The organism is Bacillus stercoris (assembly GCF_029772985.1).
Taxonomy (GTDB): domain Bacteria; phylum Bacillota; class Bacilli; order Bacillales; family Bacillaceae; genus Bacillus; species Bacillus stercoris.
Window position 1 is genome coordinate 4,205,001 of record NZ_CP121861.1, and the last position, 13,495, is coordinate 4,218,495.

General features: G+C 43.9%; 14 protein-coding genes and 2 rRNA genes (1 of these 16 running past the window's edge). 2 read left to right on the forward strand and 14 right to left on the reverse strand.

Annotated features, from left to right (window positions below; translation table 11 throughout):
• Positions 1-826 (reverse strand): 23S ribosomal RNA (locus QA442_RS21645); it reaches 2,104 nt to the left of the window's first position.
• A 170-nt stretch (positions 827-996) separates the two neighbouring features.
• A 16S ribosomal RNA gene (locus QA442_RS21650) occupies positions 997-2,547 on the reverse strand.
• The 16S and 23S rRNA genes sit together here, the layout of an rRNA operon.
• 352 nt (positions 2,548-2,899) lie before the next feature.
• On the opposite strand from QA442_RS21650, the gene pdaB reads away from it, so the two are divergent.
• Positions 2,900-3,664, forward strand: a complete 765-nt coding sequence (gene pdaB, locus QA442_RS21655) for a polysaccharide deacetylase family sporulation protein PdaB (RefSeq protein WP_015252978.1) — start codon at positions 2,900-2,902, stop codon at positions 3,662-3,664.
• Here pdaB and kbaA read toward each other — a convergent pair whose 3' ends face one another.
• Entirely contained in the window at positions 3,665-4,261 is a 597-nt protein-coding gene (gene kbaA / locus QA442_RS21660) for a KinB-signaling pathway activation protein (protein WP_069840422.1), read from the reverse strand.
• 109 nt (positions 4,262-4,370) lie between these two features.
• Here kbaA and gerD point away from each other — a divergent pair, with 109 nt between their 5' ends.
• A complete protein-coding gene (gene gerD, locus QA442_RS21665) occupies positions 4,371-4,928 on the forward strand; it encodes a spore germination lipoprotein GerD (protein ID WP_014662546.1) in 558 nt (185 codons plus the stop codon).
• Positions 4,929-4,964: 36 nt separating this feature from the next.
• Here the strand turns inward: gerD and salA are convergent, their stop codons facing one another.
• The 11 genes from salA to rplQ all read right to left on the reverse strand — a co-directional run bounded on the left by salA (position 4,965) and on the right by rplQ (position 13,493).
• Entirely contained in the window at positions 4,965-6,023 is a 1,059-nt protein-coding gene (gene salA, locus QA442_RS21670; protein WP_014662545.1) for an iron-sulfur carrier protein/transcriptional regulator SalA, read from the reverse strand.
• 94 nt (positions 6,024-6,117) lie between these two features.
• The gene (gene cwlD, locus QA442_RS21675) at positions 6,118-6,831 is read right to left on the reverse strand and encodes an N-acetylmuramoyl-L-alanine amidase CwlD (protein ID WP_014662544.1); all 714 of its coding nucleotides are present in this window, start codon (positions 6,829-6,831) and stop codon (positions 6,118-6,120) included.
• A 59-nt stretch (positions 6,832-6,890) separates the two neighbouring features.
• Positions 6,891-7,334 carry a YbaK family protein gene (locus tag QA442_RS21680; protein ID WP_069840421.1) on the reverse strand — a complete coding sequence of 148 codons (444 nt, stop codon included), beginning with the start codon at positions 7,332-7,334 and terminating at the stop codon, positions 6,891-6,893.
• A 185-nt stretch (positions 7,335-7,519) separates the two neighbouring features.
• Positions 7,520-8,287 (reverse strand): class I SAM-dependent methyltransferase, encoded by a 768-nt coding sequence (locus QA442_RS21685; RefSeq protein WP_069148835.1) that lies wholly within the window; start codon positions 8,285-8,287, stop codon positions 7,520-7,522.
• 465 nt (positions 8,288-8,752) lie between these two features.
• The gene (rpsI, locus tag QA442_RS21690; protein ID WP_004399691.1) at positions 8,753-9,145 is read right to left on the reverse strand and encodes a 30S ribosomal protein S9; all 393 of its coding nucleotides are present in this window, start codon (positions 9,143-9,145) and stop codon (positions 8,753-8,755) included.
• Between the two features lie 20 nt (positions 9,146-9,165).
• Entirely contained in the window at positions 9,166-9,603 is a 438-nt protein-coding gene (rplM, locus tag QA442_RS21695) for a 50S ribosomal protein L13 (protein WP_003241966.1), read from the reverse strand.
• Positions 9,604-9,764: 161 nt separating this feature from the next.
• The gene (gene truA, locus QA442_RS21700; protein WP_071581917.1) at positions 9,765-10,508 is read right to left on the reverse strand and encodes a tRNA pseudouridine(38-40) synthase TruA; all 744 of its coding nucleotides are present in this window, start codon (positions 10,506-10,508) and stop codon (positions 9,765-9,767) included.
• Positions 10,509-10,517: 9 nt separating this feature from the next.
• On the reverse strand, positions 10,518-11,315 hold the full coding sequence (locus tag QA442_RS21705; protein ID WP_095432289.1) for an energy-coupling factor transporter transmembrane component T family protein: 798 nt from the start codon (positions 11,313-11,315) through the stop codon (positions 10,518-10,520).
• On the reverse strand, positions 11,312-12,181 hold the full coding sequence (locus tag QA442_RS21710) for an energy-coupling factor ABC transporter ATP-binding protein (protein WP_071581918.1): 870 nt from the start codon (positions 12,179-12,181) through the stop codon (positions 11,312-11,314). The genes QA442_RS21705 and QA442_RS21710 overlap by 4 nt, the downstream gene beginning before the upstream one ends.
• The gene (locus QA442_RS21715; RefSeq protein ID WP_095432288.1) at positions 12,157-13,002 is read right to left on the reverse strand and encodes an energy-coupling factor ABC transporter ATP-binding protein; all 846 of its coding nucleotides are present in this window, start codon (positions 13,000-13,002) and stop codon (positions 12,157-12,159) included. The genes QA442_RS21710 and QA442_RS21715 overlap by 25 nt, the downstream gene beginning before the upstream one ends.
• Before the next feature lie 128 nt (positions 13,003-13,130).
• Positions 13,131-13,493, reverse strand: coding sequence for a 50S ribosomal protein L17 (rplQ, locus tag QA442_RS21720; RefSeq protein ID WP_003225836.1), 363 nt, complete (start codon positions 13,491-13,493; stop codon positions 13,131-13,133).
• Positions 13,494-13,495: the final 2 nt, after the last annotated feature.

Below are 13,495 nucleotides of genomic sequence, written 5' to 3' on the forward strand. Positions count from 1 at the left end.
ACCCCTACCCACACCTCATCCCCGCACTTTTCAACGTGCGTGGGTTCGGGCCTCCATTCAGTGTTACCTGAACTTCACCCTGGACATGGGTAGATCACCTGGTTTCGGGTCTACGACCACGTACTCATGCGCCCTATTCAGACTCGCTTTCGCTGCGGCTCCGCATCTTCTGCTTAACCTTGCACGGGATCGTAACTCGCCGGTTCATTCTACAAAAGGCACGCCATCACCCGTTAACGGGCTCTGACTACTTGTAGGCACACGGTTTCAGGATCTCTTTCACTCCCCTTCCGGGGTGCTTTTCACCTTTCCCTCACGGTACTGGTTCACTATCGGTCACTAGGGAGTATTTAGCCTTGGGAGATGGTCCTCCCGGATTCCGACGGAATTTCACGTGTTCCGCCGTACTCAGGATCCACTCAGGAGAGAACGAAGTTTTGACTACAGGGCTGTTACCTCCTATGGCGGGCCTTTCCAGACCTCTTCATCTACCTCGTTCTTTTGTAACTCCGTACAGAGTGTCCTACAACCCCAAGAGGCAAGCCTCTTGGTTTGGGCTAATCCCGTTTCGCTCGCCGCTACTCAGGGAATCGCATTTGCTTTCTCTTCCTCCGGGTACTTAGATGTTTCAGTTCCCCGGGTCTGCCTTCTCATATCCTATGAATTCAGATATGGATACCACTCCATTACGAGTGGTGGGTTTCCCCATTCGGAAATCTCCGGATCAAAGCTTGCTTACAGCTCCCCGAAGCATATCGGTGTTCGTCCCGTCCTTCATCGGCTCCTAGTGCCAAGGCATCCACCGTGCGCCCTTTCTAACTTAACCGTTAAAAAGAATCACTACGTGATATCTTGCATTACTAATTGAATGTGATGTCTACTGTTATCTAGTTTTCAAAGAACACATTTCGAAGGAATGATCCTTCAAAACTAAACAAGACAGGGAACGTTCTGTTTATAAGACCCAAGGTCTTATATTCCGTATAATATCCTTAGAAAGGAGGTGATCCAGCCGCACCTTCCGATACGGCTACCTTGTTACGACTTCACCCCAATCATCTGTCCCACCTTCGGCGGCTGGCTCCTAAAAGGTTACCTCACCGACTTCGGGTGTTACAAACTCTCGTGGTGTGACGGGCGGTGTGTACAAGGCCCGGGAACGTATTCACCGCGGCATGCTGATCCGCGATTACTAGCGATTCCAGCTTCACGCAGTCGAGTTGCAGACTGCGATCCGAACTGAGAACAGATTTGTGGGATTGGCTTAACCTCGCGGTTTCGCTGCCCTTTGTTCTGTCCATTGTAGCACGTGTGTAGCCCAGGTCATAAGGGGCATGATGATTTGACGTCATCCCCACCTTCCTCCGGTTTGTCACCTAAGCAGTCACCTTAGAGTGCCCAACTGAATGCTGGCAACTAAGATCAAGGGTTGCGCTCGTTGCGGGACTTAACCCAACATCTCACGACACGAGCTGACGACAACCATGCACCACCTGTCACTCTGCCCCCGAAGGGGACGTCCTATCTCTAGGATTGTCAGAGGATGTCAAGACCTGGTAAGGTTCTTCGCGTTGCTTCGAATTAAACCACATGCTCCACCGCTTGTGCGGGCCCCCGTCAATTCCTTTGAGTTTCAGTCTTGCGACCGTACTCCCCAGGCGGAGTGCTTAATGCGTTAGCTGCAGCACTAAGGGGCGGAAACCCCTAACACTTAGCACTCATCGTTTACGGCGTGGACTACCAGGGTATCTAATCCTGTTCGCTCCCCACGCTTTCGCTCCTCAGCGTCAGTTACAGACCAGAGAGTCGCCTTCGCCACTGGTGTTCCTCCACATCTCTACGCATTTCACCGCTACACGTGGAATTCCACTCTCCTCTTCTGCACTCAAGTTCCCCAGTTTCCAATGACCCTCCCCGGTTGAGCCGGGGGCTTTCACATCAGACTTAAGAAACCGCCTGCGAGCCCTTTACGCCCAATAATTCCGGACAACGCTTGCCACCTACGTATTACCGCGGCTGCTGGCACGTAGTTAGCCGTGGCTTTCTGGTTAGGTACCGTCAAGGTACCGCCCTATTCGAACGGTACTTGTTCTTCCCTAACAACAGAGCTTTACGATCCGAAAACCTTCATCACTCACGCGGCGTTGCTCCGTCAGACTTTCGTCCATTGCGGAAGATTCCCTACTGCTGCCTCCCGTAGGAGTCTGGGCCGTGTCTCAGTCCCAGTGTGGCCGATCACCCTCTCAGGTCGGCTACGCATCGTCGCCTTGGTGAGCCATTACCTCACCAACTAGCTAATGCGCCGCGGGTCCATCTGTAAGTGGTAGCCGAAGCCACCTTTTATGTTTGAACCATGCGGTTCAAACAAGCATCCGGTATTAGCCCCGGTTTCCCGGAGTTATCCCAGTCTTACAGGCAGGTTACCCACGTGTTACTCACCCGTCCGCCGCTAACATCAGGGAGCAAGCTCCCATCTGTCCGCTCGACTTGCATGTATTAGGCACGCCGCCAGCGTTCGTCCTGAGCCAGGATCAAACTCTCCGATAAAGTAGTTTGACTGACTACGCACATTACTGTGCGATTTATAAAAAAATGAATTAACAGGTACGTTTTGTCTTGTTTAGTTTTCAAAGATCATTACAGCCACTTAACGAAGCAGCTTTATTACTATAACATTTAGCCTCTTTTAAGTCAACAACTTTTTTCAAAGTATTTAATGAAGCTTTTAGTTGATGTCAGCTGTTTCTCAGCGACGAATAATAATATACCACGGATATTATCAAAAGGTCAACAACCAATTTAGGCTATATGTGAAGAAACATTTTATCGGTTATATTCAATTGGCCATGCTCATAAGATGTAAAACAAGAATGATGGACAAGATAAGGAGGCATCATCAGTGAATCACTTCTATGTGTGGCATATTAAACGGGTGAAACAATTAATTATTATACTTATCGCCGCATTTGCAGCAGCCAGCTTTTTTTATATCCAAAGAGCTGTCCCGCTCCCCGTGTTTTCAACTGACACCGGGCCTAAAGCCATTTATAAAGGAGAAACAGACTCTAAAGATATTTCACTTACTTTCGATATCAGCTGGGGTGATGAGAGAGCAGAACCTATACTTAATACTCTGAAAGCAAACGGGATTAAAAATGCGACGTTTTTCCTTTCAGCTTCTTGGGCAGAACGGCATCCCGACACAGTGGCCCGTATCGTAAAGGATGGCCATCAAATCGGGAGCATGGGCTATGCTTATAAAAACTATGCCAATTTAGAGAGCAGCGAAATAAAAAAGGACATAAATCGCGCGCAAACAGCATTTGAAAAGTTAGGAGTCAAAGACATCCAGCTATTACGACCTCCTACCGGCCAATTCAATAAGAATGTTCTAAAGGTCGCAAAGCAATACAATTATACAGTTGTTCATTACAGTGTGAACTCTCAAGACTGGACAAATCCCGGAGTTGAAAAAATCATCGACAATGTGACCAAGCAAGTGTCCGGGGGAGACATTATTCTTTTACATGCCTCCGATTCGGCAAAACAAACAGAAGAAGCGTTGCCTGATATCATCCATCAGCTGAAAGAAAAAGGATTAAAAAATGTAACCGTGGGTGATCTCATCGCAAATTCTGATGCCAAATCCGCAGAGGTAAAGTAATTACTTCTCTGCAAACTTAGGCAGCATCAACAATTGGAAGGCATTACACGCCATTAACGGAAATAGCATTAAATAAAGCCAGTCCTCATCATTTACTCTTAATGCAGGGAACCACTCTAATGCGGTAATCACAACCATCAAAAACAACGATGACACAAATGTTTTCTTAGAGGACTGCTTTTGCTTTATATAAGCTGTAATCACTCCAAAGATCAATAAAAACAATGGTAACCACGCATAGCCAGCCATTGAATCTCCGCTTTCTCCAAAAAACAAAAAACGCACGTACATTAAATCAAAAGCAACAAACAGGATGAAAAACAACTGAAGCAAATTCCATAAAGATGAGGATCTTAATATCTCAAGCGCGAACCGATGAACTGTTAAAAACACGAAAAACCCCATTTGGCTGATCACACTGAAAATCATGCCTACACCGATAAACCAAAATAAAACAGAGAAAATCTGCCCCGCTTCAAATGTTAGAAACAGCCCTCTGTATTCTCCCCATTTTAAAGCAAAACCCACAATACTCGTGATAAGCGCTCCGACAGCTAAAATAGAAAAGAAAAAACGAACTAAACCACGGCTTTTCATTTCTTTATTCATCCCCTCAAAAATCGCGAACAGCGATATTTTGTTATGTATAATTCCTAACAGATGAATCATATTAAAGGTAAGACAAGTATGTGAAAGGAGCTTAAGCATGTCAAAAGCCAAAACGCTATTGATAAGCTGTTTTTTGTTATTATCTGTAACAGCTTGCGCTCCAAAAGACCAAGCAGCGGATATGGACTATGATCAGACCAAAAAAATGGTTGTTGATATATTAAAAACTGATGATGGAAAAAAAGCCATTAAGGAATTATTAAATGATGATGCCATGAATGAAGCGCTGGTGATTGACCAAGATGCGATTAAAGGAACAATAGAAAAAACACTCACATCTAAAAAAGGCGAAGAATTTTGGAAAAACATCTTTGAAGACACTGATTTTGCTGAGGGCTTTGCCAAAACTCTTCAGACAGAGCATGAAAAGGTTATTAAAAAGCTGATGAAGGATCCAGATTACCAAAAGATGCTGATGAACGTTATGCAGGATCCTGGTATGGATAAAAAGTACAGTCAGCTGGCAAAAAGCCAAGAATTCCGCAGTTATTTAGAAGAGGTTATTAACGAAACACTTTCTAGTCCGCTTTACAAAAAACAGTTCGAAGATGAACTGAAAAAAGCAGCAAAAGACACTGCCAAAGAAAGTGAATAAAGGGAAAGCCGGGATCTGGAATCCCGGTTCACTTTTTTATACTTGCACTGACATTTTTGCATCTATTTTTTTTGCGATGTCTTGATATATTTCTCCGATGGGATGATTTTCGTCATAAACAGACGGCGCAAATTGGTCCTTATCCCAATCGGGCTGCTTCAATGGGATTCTGCCCAGCAAAGGTACATTTAGTTCCTCAGCCAGTTTATCTCCCCCGCCTTTACCAAAGACATATTCTCTTTCCCCTGTCTTTGCACTTTCATAATAGGCCATGTTCTCTATGACCCCTACGACCTCATGATCGGTTTTAATCGCCATAGAGCCCGCTCTGGCCGCGACAAAAGCAGCTGTCGGATGCGGCGTCGATACGATGACTTCTTTGCAGCTCGGAAGCATTGTATGTACATCGAGAGCAACGTCCCCTGTACCAGGCGGAAGATCAAGAACGATATAGTCTACTTCTCCCCACTCTACTTCGTGGAAAAAGTTATTCAGCATTTTGCCAAGCATCGGCCCTCTCCATACGACCGGAGCATTTTCTTCTACGAAAAAGCCCATTGACATGACTTTTACTCCGAAGCGCTCAACAGGAAGAAGTTTCTCTCCCTCAACCGTTGGACGCACAGTGATACCCATCATATCCGGAACACTGAAGCCATAAATATCCGCATCAATTAAACCGACCTTTTTCCCAAGGCGAGCCAAAGAAATAGCTAGGTTTACTGACACAGTTGACTTGCCTACGCCGCCTTTTCCGCTTGCTACAGCAAGAAAGACTGGCGGGTTATCCATATTTAATAATGTTTTTTTCTCAGCTGACGGCGCTCGGAATTTAGCAACCGTTTCTTCAGGCAGCTCTTCAAATCGAAGGCCGACCGTCTCAGCTCCTGCGCCTTTTAATGCGTTTACGATCTCTTGCTGAATCTGCATTTGTTCTGCAGTTCCTGTTTTTGCAAGAGCGATTTTTACACTGACATGCCGTTTTTCTGGCTTTATTTTAATTTCCTTAACGGCATCCAATTCTCCCAGAGGTCTTTGAAGAAAAGGTTCGCGCATTTCTCCGACTAGTTTTCTTACTTCATCTTCTCTTATCATCGAACCTCACCCTTTTGTGTATTCGTTTACAATTATTATTATATCATACATAAATGGCGGGTGTCTTATGCTTAGAACTGCAAGTAAACCCTCCTTACTCCGGAGGGTCTCCTTTTTCTGTGAAATATCGCAAAATGCCTTTATATATGGAAGATGCCACTTTGTCTTGATATTTCGGTTTACCGAGCAGCGTTGCTTCACTTGGATTGGATAAAAATCCGACTTCTATAAGCGCCCCCGGTTTAGTGACGTTTTGCATTAAGTAGATACCATGAATCCGCTTTGCTTTCCGGGTTGTGTTTTCCAGGTTTCTTCTCAGCTCATCCTGAATGTATTTTGCGACTTTTTCATTTTCCGCATATTTTCCGTAATAAAAGCTTTGGGCTCCGCTCCATTTTTGCGACGGAATTGCATTGAGATGAATGCTGATATAGAGCTCTGCCTCTGAATGATTTATTAATTTGACCCGCTGTCTTAGGTCTTCCGCTTTTCGTCTGCTATAACCCTTCGTTCCTTCAGGAGCGAGATCAGTATCACTTTCTCTGGTCATGATCACAAGCGCTCCTTGTTCTTGTAGATAATCCCTGACTCTAAACGCGACTTCCAGGGTAACATCCTTCTCTAACAGCTTTCCGCCGACTGCTCCGCCGTCAGGCCCGCCATGCCCTGGATCTAGGTAAATGATTTTCCCGCTCAAGGGCAGGCTCCACGGCTTCCAAGAATCGTTATTGCTGAACTGATACTTGAACAGAAATAGTAATACGATGAAGCCTAGCAAAAAACTGAGCCATTTAAGCTTTTTCCTCATCCCTTCCCCTCCCGCTTGTCCGTTATTACATAACTATGGGACAGGGCCGGGAAATATGATTACCGCATGCGAAGCTTACACTGTTTTTCTCTTTGAACAAACCCTGCTGTCCACCAATCTTTAATGAACTTGCGTGCCGCTTCATAAACAGTGTTTTTATCAAATGTTGCGTATTGCTCGTGTATCCAATTATAGAGATAATCAAAAAACTCCATTCGAAGCTCTTCTTCTTCTCTTGCAGAGCGGGCACTGATACTTTGCATGGATTCTCCGTAATAGCCGAATATCCCAAAACGTCCGCCTAACAAATAGGCTTCAATCGCAAAATCAATACAGCCTTCGCTAATTATATCTCGTTCATCATGTAAAAAAGGGAATAATGGTTCCAAACATTCCTTAACAGACTGGATAATTTGTCTCAGAGAGAGTTCTTTGAGCAAGTTCTTTTCTAATTCAAAATCCTTTTGCCGTTTCACATCCATAAAAGACAGTACTTCTGCCATATAAATTCACTCTCCTTTTACCGATTATTTTGGGGTTTGGATGATGAAACAATGCCCGAATTCGGTTGGAAATTCGCCCAAATGAAGGTGTGAATCGATAAAAAGGCAGCTTTCCGAAGGGGATTGGAACAAACGTTCTGTAATTAGTTATAAAAAAAGCAGCCCCTCTGACAGGACGCTGCTTTTCATACTTTCACGCTTCTTGTTGCAGAATATGTATGGATATATTGATCTAACACAAACCCGCCTTTATCTTCATAAAAACCAGTGACGATAAAACCGGCATCTATTTGGCCTTTGATTTGGTCTTCTAAGGAATGGCCGAATTCCAGAGCCTCATTATTATCGATTAGTTTTTTCACTTTATGTTTCGGAAGATCTTCTGGGTCAGCATATGGAATGGAGTGCTTTACTTTTAAAATACCTTGCTGTTCTAATTCTACATCAAACAGAAATACGACAGGATTGACAAACCCTGAGATTAGTACGCCATTTCTTTTCAATACACGGTGTGCTTCCATCCAGACCGGGAGGACATTCTCAACAAAAACATTGGCAACAGGATGTACAATGATATCAAATGATTCATTATTAAATACACTGAGATCATCCATGCTTCCTTTGACAGTGTGTATTGTGAGGCCATCTCGCTCAGCAACCATTCTATCCTGATTCAGCTGTTTTTCGGAGTTATCTAATACGGTGACATCCGCCCCCGCAGCTGCCAAAATTGGACCTTGCTGGCCGCCGCCTGATGCTAAACAGAGTATTTTCAGACCTTTGACAGGCGGAAACCAATCCTTCGGTACATCTTTCATTGGTGTTACTCTTATATCCCAATTGCCTTTTTTCGCTTGTTCGATAACCTGCTGATCAACAGCAACAGTCCATTCATTGCCTGTTTCTACTTTTTTATCCCAGGCTTTGCTATTATGAGCTACTAACGCATTCATGAATCTTCTCCTTACTTTAATGTATAGAGTATAACAAATATTTCTAGATTGATAACGCTTTCCCTTTGCATATTTAGAAAAAAGTTCATAAAAACGCAAAAAAATCACAAAGGAGATATGTGATTTACGTCATTACATTTACACTTACTTCTTTAAATAATGTCATTAGCAAAGAGCTATTGTTCCTCTGGGTTAAGAAATAGATGAGAAATTGCAGTTAACTTTAGGACGGATGAGTGACAGGGATAGAATGGGCTGAGCTGGCGACGTAACGATTATAAACAATGACCACATTTCGAATTCAATAAATGATTATGAAATGAAAGATATTATGATTATTACAAGTGAGACCGTTTATAAGCAAGCAATTTGTTTATAAACGTCATTCGTCCATTTTTTGTTGCGGATCTAATAAAAGAAAAAAGCTCCCAACACAAGGTCGAGAGCTTTTTTGAAAACGCAAAATTAACGTTTTGAGAACTGAGGTGCACGACGAGCGCCTTTAAGACCGTATTTTTTACGTTCTTTCATACGAGCGTCACGAGTCAGAAGACCTGCACGTTTAAGAGTTGTACGGTATTCTGGATCTGCTTCAAGCAATGCACGAGCGATACCGTGACGGATTGCTCCAGCTTGACCAGATAAGCCGCCTCCATGTACGTTTACTAAAACATCATAAGTGCCAGCTGTTTCAGTCAAAGTTAATGGTTGTTTGATATCTTCGATTAAAGCTGCAGATGGGATGTGTTCGCTGATTTCACGATTATTAACGACGATACGGCCTTCTCCTGGAACTAAACGCACACGCGCTACAGAGCTTTTACGACGGCCAGTACCGTAATATTGAACCTGTGCCAAATTGGTAACCTCCTTTTTAATTAACCGCGAAGTTCGTAAACTTCAGGTTTTTGTGCTTCGTGTGGATGCTCAGAACCACGGTATACGTTCAATTTTTTGAACATTTGACGACCTAGAGAACCTTTTGGAAGCATGCCTTTGATAGCAAGCTCAAGCATTTTCTCAGGGTAGTTTGTACGCATTTCAAGAGCAGTTCTTGATTTTAATCCGCCTGGATGTTGAGTGTGACGGTAGTAGATTTTGTCAGTTAACTTTTTACCAGTTAACTCGATTTTTTCAGCGTTGATGATGATCACATGATCTCCAGTATCAACGTGTGGTGTGTAAGTTGGTTTGTGTTTTCCGCGAAGGATAGCTGCAACTTCTGAAGAAAGACGACCTAAAGTCTTGCCAGCAGCATCAACAACTAACCACTTGCGTTCAATAGTACTTGCGTTAGCCATAGGTGTTGTACGCATTGAATTTCCCTCCTAAATGATCTGTCATTTTCAATAAACTTCGATTACGTTCTATTTCACAACACAATAAGTTCCGGGGCTTATCGTGGGGTTGAAATACATACCATATGATATCTTATAACTTTATGCAGACTCTGTCAAGAAAATATTATACACCTGGTTTAGTTGTCATAGTAAACGTTCCATAAATATAGCCCGTGCCCCGGTGCTGTGCGCCCTGCCGCTTCGCGATCCTTCGCTTCCAGCATGGATTTCACATCATCAGGAGAAATTTTTCCAATACCTGCATCAAGCAAAGTACCGACAATAATTCTGACCATATTATATAAGAAACCGCTGCCTGTGATCCGCATTTGCAGGCCGTCATCCGTCTCAGTCCAATCAAGCTCGTAAATCGTTCTTACCTTGTCCTGCACTTCTGTTTTAGCCGCGCAAAAGCTCGTAAAATCATGTGTCCCTATAAGATGCTTTGCCGCTTCTCTCATGTCCTGCACACTAAGGCGATATGAAAAATGGTAAGCGTAATGCCGTTTAAATACGTCCGGGTGTTTCTCCGTGTATACAAAATAGCGATATTCTTTTTTGACTGCGCTAAATCGTGCATGGAACCCATCATCCGCAATTTCTGCCTGTTTGACTGCGATATCGTCCGGAAGCAGTGCATTTAAGGCATAAGGCCATCTTTCCGCCGGGATAGCCAGCGGAGTGTCAAAATGAATCACCTGTCCGGCTGCGTGAACCCCGCTGTCTGTTCTTCCAGACGAAACGACAGGAATTCTTTCTTTTGACTTATGCAGGACAGCCAAAGCCTTCTCAAGTTCATCCTGAACCGTTCTTTTGCCCGGCTGAACCTGATAACCGTTAAACAAATGTCCGTCATAAGAAATCGTGCATTTCAGTCTCATACAGCACCTCTAAGCCCTTAAGAAAAATAACAAAGCAGCTAATATCATCAAGCTGGCAATGACAGAAGTGTCTTTTCCTGTCCATACAAGCTTTCTATATTTCGTTCGTCCTTCTCCGCCCTGATAGCCTCTTGCTTCCATTGCCACCGCAAGCTCTTCAGCACGTTTAAAAGCACTGACGAAAAGGGGGACAAGAAGCGGAACAATAGCCTTCACCCTATCTTTAACAGGCCCGCTTGTAAAATCAACGCCTCGCGCCATCTGAGCCTTCATGATCTTATCTGTTTCCTCCATCAGCGTCGGAATAAACCGCAAAGAAATGGACATCATTAGGGCCAGCTCGTGGACAGGAAGCTTTAATTTTTTCAATGGATTCAGCAGCTGCTCCATTCCATCGGTAATCTCAATCGGTGTTGTCGTAAGCGTTAATAAGGTTGTGATTAAAATCAGATAGACGAATCTAAGGGAAATGAATATCCCCTGAACCAGACCGCCCTCATAGACTTTGAAAAAACCTATTTGAAAGATAACCGGTCCTTCATGTGTCATAAAAATGTGAAGAAGGAACGTAAAGAGGACAATCCAAATGATAGGCTTCAGCCCTTTCATTAAAAAAGAGAAAGGAACTCTTGTTAAAGAAACGACGCCAACTGTAAACAATCCAAGCAACGCATATGTCTGCACATTATTGGCTAAGAATACGATGCAGACAAATAAAAAGATTGTGATAAGCTTTGTTCTGGGGTCAAGCCGGTGCACAAGTGAGGAGCCCGGTACATACTTGCCGATAATCATGCTGTCCATCATAAGGTCTTCTCCCCCTGAAAAAGAGCACGGATTTCAGCTGCGGCATCTTCTATTGTGAGCATAGGCTCATTAAATTTCACACCCAGTGCAGCTTCAAGATGTCTTTGGAATTTTATCGTTTCCGGAAGATCCAGCCCCCAGCCAGCCATCTCTTCACCCTTTAAAAACAGTTCACGCGGACTGCCTGATGCTTGTATCGTTCCTTTATGCATAACAATCATTTCATCAGCGTATGCAGCTGCATCCTCCATGCTGTGTGTCACAAGGATCGTCGTCAGGTTCCCACGTCGATGAAGCTCATAAAACATGTCCATAATCTCTTTTCGCCCTCTTGGGTCCAATCCTGCAGTCGGTTCATCCAGAACAAGCACCTCAGGATCCATTGCAAGTACGCCTGCAATTGCAACTCTGCGCATTTGTCCGCCGCTTAATTCAAAAGGGGATCTGTCCAGAAGCTCTTCTGATAAACCTACAAGCTTCAGCATCTCCCTCGCTTTTTGTTCAGCATCCTCTTTTTTAACCCCAAAGTTCATCGGTCCGAACGATATATCTTTAAGAACTGTTTCTTCGAATAATTGATGCTCAGGAAATTGGAAAACGATTCCGACTTTTTTACGAAGTTTTTTCAGCTCTTTATTCTTTTTCCCTGCCTGAATGACAGTGCTGCCTAGTGATAGCTGTCCCTTCGTCGGCTTCAGGAGACCATTTAAGTGCTGAAGAAGAGTGGATTTGCCAGAGCCTGTATGCCCGATAACGGCTACGTAGCTTCCTTCTTTAATCGATGCATTGATATCATACAGTGCCAGGCGCTCGAACGGCGTCTTCATCTGATAGCGATGCTCTACATCTTTGATTGTAATGTCCATAGCTCTTTCACCAGCCCTTCCTGAGTCAAATGGTTTTCTTCCAAAGCCAGTCCATTTTCTCTTAAAAGCTGGCTAAGCTGGAATGAGAAGGGTAAATCAAGCCCGATTTGAACAAGTTCTTTATTCAATTTAAAAATCTCTTCAGGCGGCCCTTCAGCATATTTTTTACCGCCATTCATGACAATGATCCTGTCTGCTTTTGCTGCCTCATTCAGATCATGTGTAATGGATATGACAGTCGCCATTCCCTGTTCTTTTAAATGTCTTACCGTTTCAAGCACTTCTTCTCGCCCGATCGGATCAAGCATGGATGTTGCTTCATCTAAGATAATAATATCAGGACGTGCGGCAATAACTCCCGCAATCGCAACTCTCTGCTTTTGGCCTCCGGAGAGATGGTGCGGCTCTTGATCGAGAAAATCTTGCATATTTACCTGATTTACTGCCCAGTCTACTCTCTCAGTCATTTCTTCCCGCGGTACACCATTGTTTTCTAAACCAAAAGCCACATCATCGCGAACAGTCGTTCCGACAAATTGGTTATCCGGATTTTGAAAGACCATACCTATCTTCTTACGCACTTCCCAAACTGATTCCTCTGTCAATTGAATCCCGGCAACCTCAATGTCGCCTGATTCAGGAAGAATTAAACCATTCAATGCCCGTGCCAGTGTTGATTTCCCTGAACCGTTATGACCTACAATTGCAAGCCATTCACCCTCATACACCTGCAGGGAGACGCCGTCTAGTGCTCGTCTTTCTGCGTCCTTCCGATATCGAAATACGATATCCTCTACCGATATCAACTGATTTTGATTCATGGAAAACCGGCCTCCTCTCAGCTAATGCTCTGCTTGTCTCTATATAAAAAGTTGCAGTATCTAAAAAAAGGGCATAGATCCAGTTAGAAACTGTCCCGCCCTTCTTTAGACACACAAAAAATATGTGATTAAACCAATTCGATAATTGCCATTGGTGCTCCGTCACCACGGCGAGGACCAAGCTTCATAATACGTGTGTATCCGCCTTGGCGCTCCTCGTAACGAGTTGCAATGTCAGAGAATAATTTTTGAAGTGCATCTTGGTTATTTTCTTCGTTTGCAACCTCGTTGCGGATGTATGCAGCAGCTTGACGGCGAGCGTGAAGATCACCGCGTTTGCCAAGCGTGATCATTTTTTCAACTACAGAGCGAAGTTCTTTCGCACGTGTTTCAGTTGTTTCGATTCTTTCGTTGATGATCAAATCAGTTGTAAGATCACGAAGCATAGCTTTACGCTGTGCACTCGTACGTCCTAGTTTTCTGTATGACATGT